The following is a 19,678-nucleotide window of genomic DNA, read 5'->3' as shown; positions in this document are numbered from 1 at the left end:
ATCTCCTTTCTCTCTAAGAATGTTTCACGAAATAATGGCGTAAACCATAGTTAGCAATAACCTGCTGCTGAATTTGCGAAGTTCCTTCAATAATTTCAAGCACCTTCGCTTCACGATATAGTCTTGAAGCTGAGTTTTCCCGGCTAAATCCACTTCCGCCATGAATTTGGACATTTGTATTTGTAATGTCCACAGCGATTTTAGAGGTGAAATATTTTGCAATGGATGTTTCTGTGATTGCATCAGGATGATTCGCTTCTCTCATTTCCCCAGCCTTTAGGCATAAGGCTCTCGCTGCATGGAGCTGGGTCACCGCATCTCCGATCATGCCTTTGATCATTTGATGCTTGTACAATTTCTCATTAAATTGTGTTCTTTTACGTGAATACGTAACAAGAGAATCAACGGCTTCTTGTGCAATGGCAAGCCCTGCCCAAGCGACACTGTATCTTCCATGGTCTAATGCGAGTGACACCACGTGGTTAAATCCGCCCCCAACTGGTCCTAAGACACAGTCTTCATGCACCTGGACATGATCGAGGGTGATTTCCGCTAAATATGACGCTCGGTTGGCCATCATTCCTGTAATTCTCTCAATCTCTACACCCGGCTGATCTCGATCGACAAGGAATGCCGTGACTTGTTCACCGTCTCTTGCAATCACAATAAAGAAATCGGCAATCGCTCCAAAGGAAATCCACTTTTTCTTCCCATTTAATACATAGGATTGTCCTTCCTTTTGATAGCTTGTTTCAACATGATTGGCATCTGAACCAATATTCGGCTCTGACAAAGCAAAGGCACCGATTTTTTCTCCTTTAGCTAATTCAACGAGCCAGCCTTGTTTTTGATCTTCTGTTCCATAACGAAGAATGGCTTCTCCTACAAGTGAATTGACTGTCAATAATGTCCGTACATTACAGCAAGCTTTTCCCACTTGTTCCGTGAACTGTCCATATGCGATTGGATCAAGCCCCAGCCCTTGATAGGAAGACGGGATACCTGCTGCCAAGTAGCCTCGTTTCGCCATATCTCGAATCAACGACTCTGGCAAATGTTCCGTCTCATCGAATTCATTGGCAAACGGACGGATATGTTCATCGCAATACTGCCGTATTTCTTCAATGGCATTGATCGTTTGTTCAGCTGTTTTCATGAAGAGCCGCCCCCTGTTGCTTTCTCTCAATTAAGGCGACAATGCGATTGACGGTACTAAAATGAGCAATGTCGAGGTCTTCGTTATCTAATTGGAATTGAAAGTCATGTTCGATATAGTTCACTAGTTTCATCGCAAATAGAGAATTCACAAAGCCTTGTTCAAAAATATGATCATCATTTCCAAGCTCAATTTCCTCATCAAATACCACTAGGTTTTGCTCGATATAGGCTCTTACTTGTTCGTGTAGGTTCATGATTTAATCTCCTCGCTTTTCGCTTTTTTATTGTTTGGCCGGGTCTTTCTGATTTAATTCAATATTGACATCTACGTATTCTGGGAAAGGCTGAATCATGCTTAAATCATTCTCAAACAAGATATAGCCGTTCTCCCCCTTCTCGATTTCTTTGAAATTGGCAAACTTATATGTGATGTACATCATGCGGTTTCGGTCGGTTTGTTTAAAGTCAGCGACAAGCCGCTTTCCTCGCTTTTTCGCTTCTTGCAAAATCGTTGTAAGTAAGATGGTCCCGACACCACGAGACATGACGCGGCAAGACATCAGCAGCAGTTTGACATGCCATGTGTCACCTTTTTCTTCTATTAATGAGAGTCCAATTTTTCCATATGAACCGAATTTATCTTCAAGTTCACAGACAAGCAGTAAGTGAGAATCTGATTGACGGAAGAAATCAAGCTCTTCATAATCGTAGGTTTTCCCGCTCGCATTTAATTGATTGGTACGGACAGTCAATTCTTCAGCGCGCTGGAGGTCTTGTTCTCCTGCTTCTGATATCACGAATTTCATATGTAAAGACGCCAAGAATTTCTCAGGCGGCCCTTCATATTTCTCTTCTTCCTGCTGCCTTTTGTCCGCTTCTAAGTACATTCTTCTGCGTCGTCTAGCATCTTCTGTGATAAAGACTGGACGCAGGCGATCATCAGTGAGTAATGACAGATAATCCACTGCATCCCAGCACGTAATCTCTGGATGAACAGCCTTCACTTCTTCTCGTTCAAACGGCTGATCATCAATAAAGAGAATGGTATCTTTATGAATATTTAAGCGCTGACTGATTCTCTCTAATGAACTAGATTTGGCATTCCAATGAATCTCTGGATAGAGAAAGAAATGTTCGATTCCGAAGGCAGAAAGCTTTTCCTTCACGGCTGTTTCATCATTCCGGCTTGCTATAGAAAGAAGGATGCCGCGCTCATCTAACTCTGTTAGTACTTCCTTCATCGATGGTTTTAACGTCACTTCATCTGACTCAAGTAAAATTCCATCCCATAATGTATGATCTAAATCCCAGACAACACACTTGATTTGCTTAGCCATTGGTTATTCTCCTCTCACATGTCATATTGGAAAAAGCCCTTGCCTGATTTTTTGCCGTACTCGCCTGCATCAACCATTTTGACTAGCAGAGGACATGGACGGAACTTCGGATCTTTGTAGCTCTCGTATAAAACAAGCAATGAATTCAAAATCGTATCAAGCCCAATTAAGTCTCCCGTCGCAAGTGGTCCCATTTTATGACCGAAACCTCCGCGGAAAATTTTATCGACATCCGCTGGCGTGGCGACTTGATCTTGCACCGCCCAAATCGCTTCATTGATTGTCAGCATCAGCACACGGTTGGAAACAAATCCCGGAAAATCATGCACCACAACTGGTGTTTTATCAAACGATTTCAAGAAACCTTTTGCCGTTTCTACTGTGTCATCTGAAGTTGCTTTGCCTCTAATGACTTCAACTAACGCTTTGAGAGGAACAGGGTTCATAAAGTGCGCCCCAATGACATTCTCAGGGTGATGCATAAGGGACCCTACCTTTGTGATGGAGATACAGCTTGTGTTTACAAAATAGATGGTTTCTTTCGCACAAATACCTCGTAGCTCTTCATAAATAGGTTTTTTAATCTCCCAATCTTCCGTCACATTTTCAATGACGATATGCGCGTCATGTAATCCTTCAAGTGAAGTTGACAGTTGGATTTGAGACAATACATCTTCTAAAGACAATGAGATTTTCTTCTTTCTCACAAATTGAACCAATTGATAGGTCTTCTTAATTTTTTCTAGCGCTTCGTTTAACTTTTCTTCTGTGACATCAACTAATGTGACTTGATAGCCATTTGCTGAAAGGTCTAATGCCATATCAGCCCCCATGACACCTGCTCCAATCACGCCTACGTGCTTCGTGTTCATTTCTCCAACACTCCAATTCGCTTTAAAATGACATTGATTTTTTCTACAACTTCATTTGTGAATGAATGAATAAAAAAGTGATCTCCATCGAATTCGAAAAACGCACAATCTTCGCTTGTATATTGAACCCAATCGTCTAAATCGAACAGCACAGAAGGCAAATCACGTGTACCATAAAAAATAGAAATTGGACAAGCAGCCGGAACGACTTCATCACACAAATAGGTCTCCAAAAGCTGAAAGTCTGCTCTTAAAATCGGCAGAAAGAAATCAAGCACTGCATGGTTATCAGCAAGTTCCTCAGGAACGCCTCCCATCGCAATGATCGCTTCTTTTAATTTGGAATCTGACAGCTGATGATAGACTTTCTTTTCTGGAATATGTGGTGGAAAGCGCCCAGAATAAAAGACATGGACAGGCTCTCTGTTTAACCTTGTTTTCATTCTTTTTTGTAATTCATATGCAAGGACGGCTCCCATACTATGACCGAAAATGGCATAGGGCTCTCCTTCTTTTAAGGAGGAGGACGCCTGTACATAAAGATCATCTGCGACCTGCTGTAAATCGGTTAGTACAGGCTCTGTCATTCTTGTCCCGTGCCCAGGGAGTTCAAGGGCATGAATTTCTATCGACCGGTCTATATAAGATTTCCACGTACTGAATACGGTACTGGCTCCACCTGCGTACGGTAAACAAAATAACTTCACGACACGCCACACTCCCTTTTGCATTTGATTGCCAACACTTCCAGCCAATGTTTTTCATCATGGATGATTTGTTCTAAAGAGGCTGTGATATGGGCTTGGTACCTACTAGACATCTCACCTGAAAAAAGGAGTTTTGCTGCCTGATGCCTTGCTTTCTCCCATTCTGCTAAAATACGTTCCATCCATCCCACCAGCTCAGGTAGATCGCCTTTGATGAGATTCAGCCGATACAGCTCTATTTTCTTCGTATTGATGATCTGATTGAACGACGCCACGAGCTTCTCGATATCATCCCATTGCGAAAACTGCTCATAAAATGTTTCAAGAGCTGTGATTCCTTTTTCTATTACGTCAATCTGACCATGCATATTTCTCAGGAAATAAGTCGTTTTTTGATCAAATAACTCAGTCGAGAGTTTGTCTGGATCAAAGTAGAAGGCCGCATAGGAATGAAATTGATCATTCGGCTGAAAATGATCATGAAAGGTGTCATATCCTTTCTGTACATCTTTAAATGACAGCACTTGATGCTCATAAGACAAATTATCTAAATGCCGATTCTCTAATACTTGAAAGATTTGCTGATTTTCATCGAATCCAGTCATTAAAATGGAATGACGGCTATGGGTTGTCAAATACTCTTTTCTGCCTCGCTGAACGTAGGGGTCTACCCATACAATTACCGGGCGGTCACGTCTCACATCTTGTTTGACCTTTTCAATGAGGTTGGGACAATACGTCATTTTTTCCACTTGAATGCCTTGTAAATTCATAATCTTTTCTGGATCGTGTGCCGACATCCAGTCAATCTGTAGCAAGCCATTCTCTGTAAGCCCGTAGGCAAATTGATCATTTAATAAGTATGGAAAAACTTCTTGATCATGCAGCTTCACAATTGGAAAAAAGCAATTAAAAAAACAGCTACGATAAAACAAATCATTATAAGGATGAATGCCCGAAATCTGTTTGACGGTCATCTTTTTTTCCTCTCTTTCCAGCAGGAGATGTCACCATAAATCCTTTGATGAAACCAATCGTACAAAACCAAATGAAAAACAAATAATAAGAAATTGCTAATTCAATGAGAGAGGAAGGTCCCCATACAAAAGTCATTTTCCAAGGCAGCCCATTAAAGGCTAGCTGCGCAACAATGATTGGCAGGATCAATATCCCAATTAGCAGCAGCACCCAGCCGCTACTTTTCAGCCAGATGCCAAGTGACATGTCCCTGCGAACGAAAGCGCCGTTTTTTACACGCTTTTTCCACTTGATAAAACGAACGATAGACACTATTTGCAGCAATATGAAAAGACATGTGGCCCCAAGACTCAATTGATCGATGAGCTGAAAAGGATCCATTGATGACTCTGCTTCTTCATTTGCACCCGTGATCGTTTTGGCAATAAGACGTGCCGTTTGCTCTGTGTAGCTGCTATTCATATTCGCTAACACTCCGATCGCAATCTCTTCTTTTGGCTGGATCAGAAAAAATGATGAATAGTTTGGGTTAGAGCCTGCATGAAAAAGCGAGTCTACCTGCTCATGCGCCTTTTCTATATACCATCCGGCATTGTAATAGACATGCTTCCCTTCTTCTGGGACATTCACAGTTAAGTGATCAGGATTTTTTACAAAGCGAGACCAAGTTGAATCGGTCAATTGATATTGCAGCCAAGTCCCCACATCCTGACTATTCATCACAATATAGCCTGCAGGCGTATTGCCTCGATATTCTGGTGCTTCATAAGCATGCGGAGCAAGGAATTGCAGTTTAAACCCTTCTGAGACAGCACCGGATGTCATCCGTTTTAGCCCAGCCTCTGTTTGGTCAAGGTGATGCCTTTTAAACAGTTCCTTCATATAAGCCTCATACGATGTTCCTGTTACATTTTCAATGATGAGACCAAGGACATCATAGTTGATGGTCGCATATTCAAAGGAGCTGCCTGGCTTACGATTAAGCTCGATTGATTTCAGCTGATCAACTGTTTTTTTCAACGCATCCTTTGCAGTATCAGGCTGGATAAGCGCAATGGATTGAAAGGGAATGCCGCTTGTGTGATGCATTAATTGCTCCACAGTTAAACGCTGAGGCTTTCCATTGTATGTTGGAAAAAAACCTGGAATATAGCTGCTCACCGGATCTTTTAAATGAAGTTTTCCTTGCTTCTCTAACTCCACAATCGCAAGAGCGGTAAACGCCTTTGATGTAGATCCAATTTCAAAGAAAGTGCTGTCTGTCACTTGCTTCTTTTTCTTTCGATCCGCATAACCAAAGCCTTTTTGGTACACGACTTCGTCTTTTTTCACAACCACAGCAGACATGCCTGGAATGCGCCCAAGCTCCATCTGCTCCTCTATCACTTGATCAATAGCTTTAGATGAAATCACTGCTTTGGCATGTGTCCCCCCGGCAAAGCTGCTTATCCATAAGACTGCTAATAAAAATGAAATGTAGATAACATACTGATTTTTCCTCATGTAAATAATGAATCCATTTCTTCAAGAGACATATCCACTGTTTCAAAATCAGACGGTGTAAATTCGATTCCTTCCTTCTCTAAGCAATGCTGTACAAGACGCTCAATTTGCTGTTCTACCGCTTGTAATAGCTGCGTCATGTCTGTTTCACACAGCTGTTTTTCACTGAAAGAAAGATGGAAAATCAGTTGACCGCCCTTGATGGTAGCGACCATATCGATGACGGTTGTTAATGGATTATCCAATGACGAATCCATCCCCGATGTAAAGTAAGACATCTCATAATCAGATGATTGTTTCAGCACTTGATCAATTTCACCTAGATAGTTAAAGCGTAATTGCGGTGCTGAGTGAGGAGAAAGCTGCTTATTGATGAGTGACAACAGCCCATAGTCTGCACCTTTATTTGGCACTTCACGTATCGTTTCTTTGACAGCTCGTATGTGATCTGAAAGAGATTCAGACACATGAACATTCACAGGATACATGGTGGTGAACCAACCAAACGTTCTAGATACATCGATATCATCCTCTACTGCATCCCTGCCATGACCTTCTAATTCCAAAGAAATCCGCTCTTGATTCGTTTGCTCATAACAGGCTTGGGACAAGGCTGAAATTAACAGTTCATGCGGCTGCGTTTGATACGCTTGATTCGCTTGATTGAGCAATTGATTTGTGAGTTCCACTGATAATGCCTTGGTTAATTTGATTTCGTCTCTGACATATCCTTCATTTGAAGAAACTTGATACAGTGGCTGAATATCCTGCACCGCTTTTTGCCAATAGCTGAGCGACTCTTTTACACTCTCTGATACTGCATACTCGTTCACCCGCTCGGCAAATGTTTGATAGGAATGGGTTTTAGACGGAAGCACTTCTGCTGTAACCTTCTCTGCATGCAATAATTGAATCAAGTCCTCCACAAGAATTTGCCAAGACATACCATCAGCTATTAGATGATGGGCGGCAAAGATGAGATGTGATTGAGAATCAGTTTGACAAAGTGCTGCCTGAATCAATGGTCCTTGATAAAGATGAGTCCTTTGCTTGACCTGATATCCTACTTCTTGTAGCGCTTCTTCCACGTTCTCTTCTGACAATGTCGTGAAATCGTGTACCATCAGCGGAATATCTTGAATGTCTACATCATAATAGAGTGTGTTTGTTGCCTCATGTACTTTTAACCTTAGTCCATCGTGGTGAATGACGAGCTCTTTGAGAGCATCCTGCACGATGGTTTCATCCATCTTTTTCTTTGAATGAACAATGATGGATTGATGCCAGAAATGTTCATCTTTTAACCGCTGGGACCAGAACCATTCGATAATTGGAATCGATTTCACATCACCCACAGCTTGCTCTTGTGAGATATGTATGACAGGTTCCTGCTGAACGACTTGTGCCATTTCTCTAAAAATGGGGTAAGTAAAAAGATCCTTGGTTTTTAAATAGAGTCCTTTGTCTTTTAATTTCGCAATAAATTGAATCGCCTTAATGGAATCTCCGCCAAGCTGATAAAAATGATCAGCCGGTTCGATTGTTTCATGTCCTAAAATGTCTTTTGCTGTATCTACTAAGATCTCTTCAATGTCCGCTGTTTCCTTGGACCATTCAACGGCTGTTTCCACTTGGGACAGCATTGGATCAGGCAGTGCTGTCCGATTGATTTTTCCGTTTTGGGTAAGCGGGAGCTCATCTAGTACAACAAAATAGGCAGGTACCATATAAGCTGGAAGCTGATCTGATAATTTCTTTCTAAGTAAAAAGGACGTCATCTGTTTTTCTTTTAATTCAATATAGGCAGCCAGCTGTTTTTCTCCAGATTCATCGGTTAGATCAATAACCGCTGCTTTATCAACTTCTTCAAGTGCCATCAGTGCAAGTTCAATTTCACCGAGCTCAATCCGGTAGCCTCGCAGCTTGATTTGATGATCAATTCTGCCAATGTAATCAATCTTTCCATCATTTGCTCGTTTGGCGATATCACCTGTTCGATACATGCGGCGACCATTTACAAATGGATTGGGCAGAAAGCGTGATTCCTGCAAATCAGGTCTTTGCCAATACCCTCTGCCAACACCTGCACCTGAAATATAGATTTCTCCTACTGTCCCAGGCAGCACGGCTTGCTGATTCTCATCTAAAAGGTAAATCTCTGTATTTGGCATTGGTACACCAATTGACACAGATGTCCCCCCATCATCTTGATGGAATTGATGAATCATACAGCCAACGGTTGCTTCAGTTGGTCCATATTCATTAAAGATGGATATCCTTCCATCACTTGCCTCTGTGATTCTTTTGGCCAAAGCGGTCGATAATTGTTCTCCGCCCACAATCATCCGTTTCACAACTGATTGAGAAAGTGCAGCATCTGTTAACAGTGCCATATGAGCTGGTGTCAGCTTGATGACTTTTGCTTTTTGATCAAACAAAATATGTTCTAATAAAAAGCCTGGCTGATCCTCTTGACGATAGATCATCACGGTACTGCCAATGACCAATGGCGTATAAATAGATGTCACGGTTAAATCAAACGCAATGGATGAATACAAGGCAAAATGATCATCTGATGAATCAGTATAGTGTGTTTTGGCAGACATGATATAGTTCACTAAGCTTCGGTGCTCAATCATGACTCCCTTTGGCTGTCCTGTAGAGCCAGACGTATAAATCATATATGCGACGTCTTCAGCATTCCCAATGAATGGATGTTCCGCATTATACTGAGCCAACTGATCCCACACGTTGTAGATATTGTACGTATCGCCATTAAAATGGTATGCAGATGCGTCATCTGTGAAAAACAGCTTTGCCTGGCTGTCATCCAAAATAAACTGAATACGTTCCTCTGGATACTCAGGATCAATCGGCACATATGCGCCTCCAGCCTTTAAAATCCCCAGCAGCAGCACAATCAGTTCTGGTGAATGATTCATACATACGGCAACAAAGTCATGTCTTTGTAAGCCATGTGTTTGTAGAAAATGCGCCATTTGATTGGTTTTTCTCTCAAGTTCACCGTATGTCATGCTATGAGATCCGTCCTGAAGTGCAATTCGATCAGGAGAAGACGTTGACATGTCTGTAATCAATTCATGGATTTTTTGTTTCTGTGGAAACAGCACGCTTGTGTCGTTCCATTGATATAGCTCTCGATGTTTCTCGACTTCTGTCATGAGAAGTACGTCTTTTAACAGCTGCTTTGGCTGAGCGAGTATCGTTTCGACAAAGAGAAGCATTCTTTCGTGTAGAAAGTCGATATCTTCATTGCTGTAATCTGAGATCTTGTAGTCATATTGAAGCTCGATTTGCCCTTTTTCATCCCATTCTTTCACAGCAACTTGTAAGCCATATGGCTGGAAGCCATTGTAAAGCTCTATGTATTCAACTTTGTATCCTTCCATCTCCTGCACCATATTGGTGCTGTAGGAGTTGATATAGATTTGAAAAAGCTGATCATACCCTGCTTTTGCAAGCTCTAAATCTTTGACAAGTGCATCATAGGGATATCGCTGATGCAGGAAGTAAGCCTTATAGCTTTTTTGAACGTCTGTTAAACTTTCTAACAAAGATAGATGAGGATCGATCTTCATTCGATATGGCATTGTACTCACGGTCATACCGGACGTGGCTTTTTCCTTTTGTCCGGAACGATTGAGAACTGGCGTCCCAATAATAAAATCTTTTTGCTGGTATCTTTTATGCAAGTAGACGAAGAGTCCTAAAGTAAATAAAGAGTTGATTGAACAATGATGGACATCTATAAATTCATAGATTCGTTCTGAGAGTTGTCGATCAAGGTAATGGCTTTGCCGATGGCCTTTGATTTGGTCAGTTCCTTGTACCAAATAACTATCGGACACATCAGATAATGCTTCTTTCCAAAATTGCTGATCTTTTTTAAATCTTGGGGAGTTCATATATTTTGATTCTTTATCAATAAATACAGAATGATTGTCTGCTTCTTGTTCGATAGAGGAGCTTTGGGTAAGAGCAGTGTAAAGCTGGCTAATTTTATCGATGATTACTTTCATCGACCATCCATCTGCTACTGTATGATGGCATTTGATGAAATAACCAGATTGTTGTTCACTGATTTTTAGTACAGCAAATTCGGCGAGAGAGGTTTCTGTTAATTGAAATGGTGTTTTGAAGGCTTTTTCGGCCCATTCTAGCATGTCTTCATGTGTGGAAAACTCATAGGTAGGAATAGGGCTATCGGCGTTTGGATCAACGTATTGAAGCGTTTCACCATCTTTCTCTACTAGCTTGAGACGAAGAGATTCTGTCATCATGATACAAGATGCAATGGCCTGCTTCAGTTTATCGAGCTGCAATGGCCCATTGACGAAAATGATACCGCCAATATGATTGATCGGTGTTCCTGGATAAAATGTTTCCATGTTCATCACGCGTCGCTGCGGATGTGTTAATGGCCAATATGCTAAACTATTAGTCAATTACGCCACCTCTACTTTTCATATAGTTAACATTTCTACCAACATATTAAATCATATAATGGTATTTTTGTAAATAATTGAGATAAAATGTCTAAATTTGTTCATTTTTTAATCTAGACGCTAGGAAAGCCGACACAGTAAACAGGGCAACGTTTATAAAAAAGACGACTCTTGCCCCAAAGAGATCGGTCATGGTGCTCATAACGAGGATGGACATTCCGTATATAAAAGTTGATAGTGTATGTTGAGCTGATAGTATTTTGGGCAATTCAATTTCACTCAATGTATCTTGTACATAGGTTCGAATGGAAATACTGCGAAGCTGAAAGGCTGGCCCTAATAAAAAGACAAACAACAAACTCATCCATGCAGAATGATTCAATCCTAAGCAAAGGGTTAGCACAGCAACGATCACCGAACTGTAAAAAATGTGATCGAACAAACGCTGTTCCACATGCTTTGCGAACCGCAACACAAGCAGGCCGCCTAGAATGGTTCCGCCAAAATAGCTTGCGTTAATAAAGCCCCACCATGTTTCAGGCTGATGTAAGACTTCTGTGACATACACAAGGATAATGGCACCAGTCCAAATACTTCTACCGCTCATGGATAGCATTTCTAAAATCGTTAATGTTCGAATAGTTGGCTTTTCATACATGAGCTTCCACCCTGAAAAGACCCTTGTAGCAAATGAGTCAGACTGTTGCTCTTGTTTGGCTGCAGCCCCCGTATCAATGATAAAGAGCATAGATATGAGCGACAAACTGTATAAAACAAGTGTCGTCAATAGGAGAAACTGTGGTCCAAGAATGCCAATAAACAGCCCTCCTAAAAGCCAGCCTAGTAAAAGGACCATTTGATCAGAAGTTAAGATATAGCTATTTGCTTTTAGTAAAAAGTTCTTTTCTACTAGACGTGGGATCATCGAATTTCGAACTGGAATGGTTCCTCCATCTATCAAAGAAAGGAAAAATACAATGATAAAAAAGAGAGGAATAGTAAAAGTTGATAGTTGTAGAATATAAATGAAAATTAAGCAACCGAAGAAAGCAATTTGACACATTTGTAAATAGATAATGAGTCTTTTCAGCTTAAATTGATACATAAAGAAAGGAATGAGTACCGCTCCAAGTGCTTGTCCAACAAACTGTGAGACAGCCACCATTGAAGCAATCAGTGTAGAATTTGTTAATTGATATGTCAGGATGGTCAAAACGAGGACATATAGCGAATCCCCAAAATTAGCTAGGGATTGTCCCCCTAATAAAAAGTAAAATGATTTATTTTTCATAGTGATCTCCATTTTCTCTTCATTATCACCCATAATAATACATTATTTTCTACACTTCTACTTTTTATAGCAATATTTTCATAATTTGATACATTATGACTAATTTAAAAAACCGCCAAAAGGCGGTTTTTATTTAGTCATATATATGGATGGTTGGTTCTTTGTCTTCAGCATTTTTCGTGATCAAGGCTTCTTGCTGATCTGAAGATGTGATGTTAATTTCGATATTGGTACTCTTATAGTAATCCATGACTTCACCTGTTAAATATTGCGTGAAGGCTACGACTTCCGTTTTTCCGTAGAACTGCATTGGAATTTCGACTTTCATTTTTTGCAGGTTGCCGTCTTTGTAAAACCCTTTTCCTACGACACCAGTATAATTCGGGAAGTAGTCTTCGACTTTTGTTTTGAAGCGGTCAAATCGCTCGGAATCATCTTTGTAGTTGCCTTTCGCATTATCTGAAGGGAAGAAGACATTCTCCTCTTTGATCGTATCCCAATTGCCGATATCAGCTGAGCCTGCTTTCACATCCGTTTTGGCGATAAAGTTTCCTGGAACGATAGATGATTTTGGTGCTTGCTTATAAAGGGCAATCATGACAGGCACTTTTTGCAGCCCATCCATTTGACGAATTCGTTTGATCACTTGTTCAGCAATTTTTTCGCCTTCTGTCAAAAGTTTCTTTGAATTTTTCGAAGAATCGATCGTCACTTCTTGCTGCGGGTCACCGATATTTTCACGGTAATAATAAACAGAGTTCAGCGCAAGACCAATGACAACTCCGCCAAGCTGTAAGCTGTTTTTATCTTTTCGAATTAAGTAATTATGCTCTAGCATCGAAGCTAAGTAAATTGGACTATTTTCATTTTTAGACTTTGTTGAACCTGAGTTCGGAAGAGCAGGATTTAAGCCTAGATTCTTAAAGTCTTTATCTTCTTTTTCTGCCTTTTTCAAATCACTGCCTGTTTTTTTGCGCGCCAGCCAGCCTAGAACGGTGTCCTCATCTAAATGCTGTCCTTCTTGGAAAAGGTAGTCGTTTGTATTAAATGACTCTGTTGCGAGACGCATGAGTCCTGTTTCAAATTCATCGATGTCCAAGCGTGTGTTGAGACGCTCTGCTGTTAATCCTCTCGCAGCCCCTTGTTTAAACGGCAGCACCATTTTGTAATAGGAGTCAGAGATATTGTACATCGGGATGATGGCTGTTTCCTTCGTTTCATCCGTTTTTTGTGTGACCTCTTCCTCTTCCTTTCCCCCAAAAGGTGCACACGCTGACAATACCAGTGTGAGCATTGTCAGCAGCAATAACAACTTTTTCAATAGAAAACACTCCTCTTATTTCTTTAGCTCCTCGAGCATTTTAGCTTCGTCCCAAATTTCAATATTGAGTTCTTCTGCCTTTGTCAGCTTACTTCCCGCTGCTTCTCCGGCTATGACTAGATCTGTTTTTTTACTCACACTACCTGCCAGTTTACCGCCTAATGCTTCGATCGCTGCTTTTGCATCGTTTCGAGCCATTTCTTCTAATTTCCCTGTCAGCACAATGGTTTTACCTGCAAAATAGGAATCACTTTCTTCAACCTTCACCGGTTTTGGTCCTGTATAGGTCATATTGACCCCAAGCTCTTTTAGTTCATTTAGCAGATTGAGTATTTCTTCTTTCTCAAAGTACGTAACGACAGCATCAGCCATTTTTTCACCGATTTCATCGACTTCGAGTAATTGTTCTTTCGTCGCTTGCTTTAATTGATCGATATCGCCGAAATGCATCGCCAAGGTCTTCGCCGCTTTAGAGCCAATAAATCGTATACCGAGTCCAAATAGTAAACGCTCTAGAGAGTTTTCTTTCGATTGCTCAATCGAACGCAGTAAATTGTCGACAGATTTTTCGCCCATTCGCTCAAGCTGAATGAGCTCTTCTTTCGTTAATCGGTAAAGATCAGACACACGAGAGACAAGCTGTTCTTGGAAAAGCTGTGTAATGACCCGCTCGCCAAGCCCATCAATGTTCATTGCATTGCGGGAAACAAAGTGAATGAGTCCCTCACGTATTTGGGCAGGGCATTCTGGATTGATGCAACGCAAAGCCACTTCGCCTTCAATTCTCACCAGCTCACTATGACACTCCGGGCATTCAGTCGGCATGTGAAACGGCTTTTCTTCTCCTGTACGCTGATCGATCAGTACGCCTGCCACTTCCGGAATAATATCGCCCGCTTTTTTCACAATCACTTGATCAAAAAGGCGAATATCCTTTTCTTTGATCAAATCTTCATTATGAAGAGAAGCACGCTGCACTGTCGTTCCTGCTACTTTGACAGGCTCAAGGATCGCCGTTGGTGTGATGACACCTGTACGCCCGACACTTAGTTCAATATCAAGCAGCTTTGTCACGACCTCTTCAGCTGGAAACTTGTACGCAACAGCCCAGCGGGGACTTTTTGCTGTAAAGCCGAGCTCTTCTTGCTGAGCTAACGAATCGACTTTGATCACAATTCCATCGATTTCATATGAAAAATCGGCACGCTTCGTTTTCAGTGTTTCAATAAGCTCGATCACTTCTTCAATTGTTTGGCACATCCGTCTTTCTTTGTTCGTTTTAAAGCCAAGTTCGTCGAGAAGATCAAGTCCTTCGCTTTGCGATTCAACACCGATTTCATCAAGCTCCGCTATACTGTAGACGAAGATATCAAGGTTTCGTTTCGCCGCAATTTTCGTATCAAGCTGACGAAGCGAGCCTGCCGCCGCATTACGCGGGTTCGCAAACGGCTCTTCTTCGTTTTGTAATCTTTTTTCGTTTAATGCTTCAAAAGAAGGTTTTGGCATAAATGCCTCGCCTCTCACTTCAATTGACAAAGGGCGTTTGATTTTGAGCGGGATGGCACGAATGGTTTTGAGGTTTTCAGTAATATCCTCACCCGTTGTCCCATCTCCACGTGTGGCACCTCGGACAAACAGGCCATTTTCATAACGGAGAGAAACAGCGAGTCCGTCAATTTTCAACTCGACATTGTATGCGATATCGTCACCGACTGCTTGACGAACCCGGCGGTCAAAATCAAGAAGGTCCTGTTCATTAAACGCATTCCCAAGGCTGAGCATCGGTGTGCCGTGGCGCACTTTTTGGAAGGCGTCTAACACAGCGCCTCCTACTCTTTGTGAGGGGGAGTCCGCTGCTTTTAAATCAGGGTGCTCTTCCTCTAAAGAGATCAGCTCACGCATCCGCGCATCATATTCAGCGTCAGGAACACTTGGACGATCCAGTGTATGATATTCGTAGTTGTATTGGTTCAAAATCTGGTGCAGTTCCTCGATCCGGCGTTTCGCTGCTTCTTTATCCATCTGCTTCTTCCTTTCAATTCATCCGTTTTATAAGTCCTATCGGTTTATTGCTTCTCAATTGGCGCAAATGCTGCGAGAAGACGCTTAATGCCTGTAGGGCTTGGGAAGGCAATATCAAGCTCTGTGCTGTCTCCACTGCCTTTTACGCTCACAACTGTTCCAACGCCCCATTTTTTATGAGCCGCTTTATCGCCCACAGCCCAGCCAATACTTCCGCCGCCTGTGTTTTGAATGGTTTGAGTTTGTGGACGTGAGACAGGTCCCCGTCTTTGTGGTCTTTCTCTAGTTTGGCCAAATGGTGTTTTCGTTTCTTTTTTCTCATTTAGGTTGTCCAATAAATCGGCTGGTATTTCTCGAATGAATCTTGATTCAAGGTTCATGTTTGTCCGGCCGAAGAGTGTTCTCATCTTGGCACTTGATAAATAAAGCTCTTCTTCCGCCCGTGTGATGCCCACATAAGCAAGGCGGCGCTCTTCTTCCATCTCTGCATCTTCCATTAATGAGCGGCTGTGCGGGAAGACACCTTCCTCCATGCCCATTAAGAAGACAACCGGGAATTCTAGACCTTTTGCGGCGTGAAGCGTCATTAAAATGACCGCATCTTGATCTTCTTCCTCATTTTCATCCAGCTTATCAATGTCTGCGACAAGGGCGAGATCTGTCAGGAAGGTCACAAGGGACTTGTCTTCATTTTGTTCTTCAAAGTTCTTAGTCACAGAGAGAAACTCGTCAATATTTTCTAGACGGCTTTGTGCTTCAATCGTTTTTTCAACCTTCAGTGCTTCACGGTAGCCTGTTTTCTCTAGGATTTCTTCTGTTAATTCTGTGACAGATAAATACTCTTGCATATTTGTCATTTGATCAATGAGCTGTTTGAATTCATCAAGCGCATTGGCTGCCCTTGCACTGAGTCCAATGAAATCTACCTGACCAAGCGCTTCAAACATAGACAGGTCATTCATCTCCGCATATGCTGCGATTTTATCAACAGATGTAGCACCGATTCCGCGCTTTGGTACGTTAACAATTCGTGCAAAGCTAATGTCGTCATCTGGGTTAGCTACTAGGCGTAAGTACGCCAAAATGTCCTTGATCTCTTTTCTGTCATAGAACTTCGTGCCGCCGACAATGTTGTATTGAATGTTTGACTTCAATAATGTTTCCTCTATGACACGAGACTGCGCATTGGTCCGATAAAGAATCGCAAAATCGGATAATTTACGCTTACCGCTCTGATGAAGCTGATGAATCTTTCCAGCAACAAATTGACCCTCGCCGAATTCATTATCTGCACGGTAATAGGCAATCTTCGCCCCTTCATCATTTTCTGTCCAAAGATTTTTCGGCTTACGGTTTGAATTGTTTTGAATCACCGTGTTTGCGGCATTCAGAATACGTTTAGTCGATCTGTAATTTTGCTCAAGCAAAATCACTTCACTGGATGGATAATCTTTTTCAAAGGAGAGAATGTTTGTAATATCCGCTCCGCGCCAGCGGTAGATGGACTGATCCGAGTCACCGACCACACAAATATTTTGAAAACGTTGAGCGAGCAGTTTCACAAGCATGTACTGCGCTCTGTTTGTATCCTGATACTCATCGACATGAATGTATTGGAATTTTCGCTGATAGTGTTCTAATACTTCAGGGATCCGCTCAAACAGACGAATCGTCATCATAATAAGATCATCAAAATCGAGTGATTGGTTCTTGAGTAATCGCTTTTGGTAATCTGTGTAGACGTCGCTGACCACTTGATCATAGAAATCACCGGCTGTTTTGGCGTATTCCTCTGCGTCAATGAGTTCGTTTTTTGCACTGCTGATTGAACCTAAAATGCTACGTGGATCAAACTTTTTCGGATCAATATTTCGTTCTTTTAAAATATTTTTAATGACTGAAAGCTGATCAGATGTGTCTAATATAGAGAAGTTGCGATTCACACCAATACGGTCAATATCGCGTCGTAAAATGCGCACACACATGCTGTGGAACGTAGAGATCCAAATGTCATCCGCACCAGGCCCTAAAATGGCTTGGACACGCTCACGCATTTCACGTGCTGCTTTATTTGTAAACGTAATTGCTAAAATGTTCCACGGAGCCACATGCTTTTCTGCCATTAAGTAGGCAATTCGATGTGTCAGCACCCGTGTCTTTCCGCTTCCTGCTCCTGCCATCAAGAGTAGCGGACCGTCTGTTGCTTTGACCGCTTCTTTTTGCGCGTCATTCAGTCCTTCTAATAGATGATTCGATATTTCATTCATTCCATTCACCGCCATTTCGAACTTATGTTCTATTTTAACCCGTTTCGTCTTGTTTGACTATGATGACTTTTTGACTGCGCTCACTGTCTTTAATGCTTCTTTGAAATTGTCATAAATGACGTTTCCTACAACAACCACGTCCGCATGCTGCGCAAAATCTTCCGCCTGCTTTGCGTTTTCAATGCCCCCGCCATAAAAAAGAACCGTATCAGAAAGCACTGCTTTCGTTTCTTTCACAAGCTCTATATCTCCAAGCGTTCCGCTGTATTCTAGATAAAAAATGGGCAGCTTCATTAAATGCTCTGCCACTCTTGCATATGCCCTTACGTCATCGATGTCCAGTGCTGTATTTGCCTCTGTGAGCTTGGCCGCTTTACACTCTTCATTTAAAATAACATAGCCTTCAGGCACGATCTCTTCCATTGACATCAAATCACCGAATTCCTTCATCGCATCCTTGTGAAGCCCAACAATCCAATCAGGATGAGAGCTGTTTAAAACGGTCGGGATGAAATACAGATCGAAGCCCGGCACAATCATTTCATGTGTTGAGATTTCGAGCACACATGGCACAAGAAACCGGCGGACCTTTGACATTAATTGAAGCACGTTGTCCTCTGTCACATTGTCACTGCCGCCAATCAATATAGCATCCGTACCAGATTCGCAAATCGCCTCCAGCTGTTCATCGGATATTTCTTTATTTGGATCGAGTTTAAAGACATGCTTCCACTCGGTAACATCATACATGAAAAACGTTCCTCCATTCGTTTCATTCCATTTAAATATTATAACAAAATCAGTGACCGCAAAAAATGGGTAACCTTCTTCAGCTAAAAGTTTCATTCTTTTGAAAATGGTGTTCGTGACTTTAGGTTAGAATGCTGAAAACATATAGGAGCTGAGAGGGATGATCTTTGACCGTTCACTGATAGGAGAGCTTTGTATCACCACATGTTATTATACAATAAAGGGACATTTTACTATTGATCAAAAAACCATACATAAAGCAGGTGACTCATTTGAAAAGAACCATCACATATGATCAAACAATCGACATCGGATACATCTATCTCCTGCCTGTGGGAATCGGGACAATCAAAGAAACCATTGAATTAGATGTGAATGAATGTGTGAACGCAGATATCGACAAAGAGGGCCGAGTAGCTGGTCTGGAGTTATTTGCAGAAGAAGCCGAGGTTTTGAAGCATGCACCCGTTTATGAGGATGAGCTTTCGTTACGTTTTACAGATCAGGACGTTCTCTCAACCTATCATTTATCAGGCATTGAATTTCATTTCTCGACGCCTGATCACAAAGGGCTGATCGGTTTTACAATTGTCGATCCTCATCGATATCACGTCAAAAAAAAGACAAGAAAAAACCGTTTTGAATGGTCAAAACGGTTTTTCCAAGCTATTGTCTCACTTCATTGAAATAATGGACGGATGTCATGGCCCCTTCATCGACCATCTTGTTGTCTTGAATATCTAATGGATCAGGGTGTCCAGCTTTTTCAGGAATCTTTTCATCTGAGCGGAACATGCTTGCCCATTTTTTGAGATGCTGTTTATTTTTCACTACTAATAACACAGCACCACCAACCCCTAATCCTGCAAGTACATACGCATTCGGACGCTTATTCATGTATGTTCCCTCCCCTTATGATCTTATTTGTAAGTTACCCCGCCTTTTCATTTCTAAACGTCACAATATGGTGAAGTGGTTTCTCTTTCAATGAAAAGTGGAATAACAA

General features: G+C 41.7%; 15 protein-coding genes. 1 reads left to right on the top strand and 14 read right to left on the bottom strand.

The window, feature by feature from the left end:
- Window positions 1-13: 13 nt before the first annotated feature.
- The 13 genes from MKY18_RS03390 to MKY18_RS03330 form a co-directional block, all read right to left on the bottom strand.
- Window positions 14-1,156 (bottom strand): acyl-CoA dehydrogenase family protein, encoded by a 1,143-nt coding sequence (locus tag MKY18_RS03390; protein ID WP_003214249.1) that lies wholly within the window; start codon window positions 1,154-1,156, stop codon window positions 14-16.
- On the bottom strand, window positions 1,143-1,412 hold the full coding sequence (locus MKY18_RS03385; RefSeq protein WP_003214412.1) for an acyl carrier protein: 270 nt from the start codon (window positions 1,410-1,412) through the stop codon (window positions 1,143-1,145). Before MKY18_RS03385 ends, MKY18_RS03390 begins: the two co-directional genes overlap by 14 nt.
- 27 nt (window positions 1,413-1,439) lie before the next feature.
- Window positions 1,440-2,495, bottom strand: a complete 1,056-nt coding sequence (locus MKY18_RS03380; protein ID WP_126741174.1) for an HAD-IIIC family phosphatase — start codon at window positions 2,493-2,495, stop codon at window positions 1,440-1,442.
- Between the two features lie 14 nt (window positions 2,496-2,509).
- Window positions 2,510-3,367: a 3-hydroxyacyl-CoA dehydrogenase family protein gene (locus MKY18_RS03375; RefSeq protein ID WP_044141548.1), complete on the bottom strand. Its 858-nt coding sequence runs from the start codon at window positions 3,365-3,367 to the stop codon at window positions 2,510-2,512.
- Window positions 3,364-4,074 (bottom strand): alpha/beta fold hydrolase, encoded by a 711-nt coding sequence (locus MKY18_RS03370; protein WP_340909293.1) that lies wholly within the window; start codon window positions 4,072-4,074, stop codon window positions 3,364-3,366. Before MKY18_RS03370 ends, MKY18_RS03375 begins: the two co-directional genes overlap by 4 nt.
- Window positions 4,071-5,051 (bottom strand): C39 family peptidase, encoded by a 981-nt coding sequence (locus MKY18_RS03365; RefSeq protein ID WP_185107493.1) that lies wholly within the window; start codon window positions 5,049-5,051, stop codon window positions 4,071-4,073. Before MKY18_RS03365 ends, MKY18_RS03370 begins: the two co-directional genes overlap by 4 nt.
- Window positions 5,014-6,555: a serine hydrolase domain-containing protein gene (locus tag MKY18_RS03360; protein WP_217012796.1), complete on the bottom strand. Its 1,542-nt coding sequence runs from the start codon at window positions 6,553-6,555 to the stop codon at window positions 5,014-5,016. The genes MKY18_RS03365 and MKY18_RS03360 overlap by 38 nt, the downstream gene beginning before the upstream one ends.
- On the bottom strand, window positions 6,552-11,021 hold the full coding sequence (locus MKY18_RS03355; protein ID WP_217012795.1) for a non-ribosomal peptide synthetase: 4,470 nt from the start codon (window positions 11,019-11,021) through the stop codon (window positions 6,552-6,554). Before MKY18_RS03355 ends, MKY18_RS03360 begins: the two co-directional genes overlap by 4 nt.
- A gap of 91 nt (window positions 11,022-11,112) precedes the next feature.
- Complete coding sequence (locus MKY18_RS03350) at window positions 11,113-12,312, bottom strand: MFS transporter (protein ID WP_044141542.1); 1,200 nt, start codon at window positions 12,310-12,312, stop codon at window positions 11,113-11,115.
- Window positions 12,313-12,445: 133 nt separating this feature from the next.
- The gene (locus MKY18_RS03345) at window positions 12,446-13,606 is read right to left on the bottom strand and encodes a CamS family sex pheromone protein (RefSeq protein WP_223252862.1); all 1,161 of its coding nucleotides are present in this window, start codon (window positions 13,604-13,606) and stop codon (window positions 12,446-12,448) included.
- A gap of 42 nt (window positions 13,607-13,648) precedes the next feature.
- Window positions 13,649-15,655: an NAD-dependent DNA ligase LigA gene (gene ligA / locus MKY18_RS03340; RefSeq protein ID WP_044141539.1), complete on the bottom strand. Its 2,007-nt coding sequence runs from the start codon at window positions 15,653-15,655 to the stop codon at window positions 13,649-13,651.
- A gap of 44 nt (window positions 15,656-15,699) precedes the next feature.
- Window positions 15,700-17,922 carry a DNA helicase PcrA gene (gene pcrA, locus MKY18_RS03335; protein WP_113768226.1) on the bottom strand — a complete coding sequence of 741 codons (2,223 nt, stop codon included), beginning with the start codon at window positions 17,920-17,922 and terminating at the stop codon, window positions 15,700-15,702.
- A 57-nt stretch (window positions 17,923-17,979) separates the two neighbouring features.
- Window positions 17,980-18,672, bottom strand: a complete 693-nt coding sequence (locus MKY18_RS03330; protein WP_041816135.1) for a heptaprenylglyceryl phosphate synthase — start codon at window positions 18,670-18,672, stop codon at window positions 17,980-17,982.
- Between the two features lie 272 nt (window positions 18,673-18,944).
- Here MKY18_RS03330 and MKY18_RS03325 point away from each other — a divergent pair, with 272 nt between their 5' ends.
- Complete coding sequence (locus MKY18_RS03325) at window positions 18,945-19,358, top strand: DUF2283 domain-containing protein (protein WP_113768329.1); 414 nt, start codon at window positions 18,945-18,947, stop codon at window positions 19,356-19,358.
- Here MKY18_RS03325 and MKY18_RS03320 read toward each other — a convergent pair.
- Window positions 19,339-19,569: a hypothetical protein gene (locus tag MKY18_RS03320; RefSeq protein WP_106072537.1), complete on the bottom strand. Its 231-nt coding sequence runs from the start codon at window positions 19,567-19,569 to the stop codon at window positions 19,339-19,341. The two genes, MKY18_RS03325 and MKY18_RS03320, sit on opposite strands and share 20 nt — an antisense overlap.
- Window positions 19,570-19,678 lie beyond the last annotated feature (109 nt).

This window comes from Bacillus sp. FSL R7-0672 (assembly GCF_038601465.1).
GTDB classification, from domain to species: Bacteria; Bacillota; Bacilli; order Bacillales; family Bacillaceae; genus Bacillus; species Bacillus pumilus.
The sequence above is the reverse complement of the archived record's forward strand: the minus strand, read 5'-3'. Positions and strand labels throughout refer to the sequence as shown.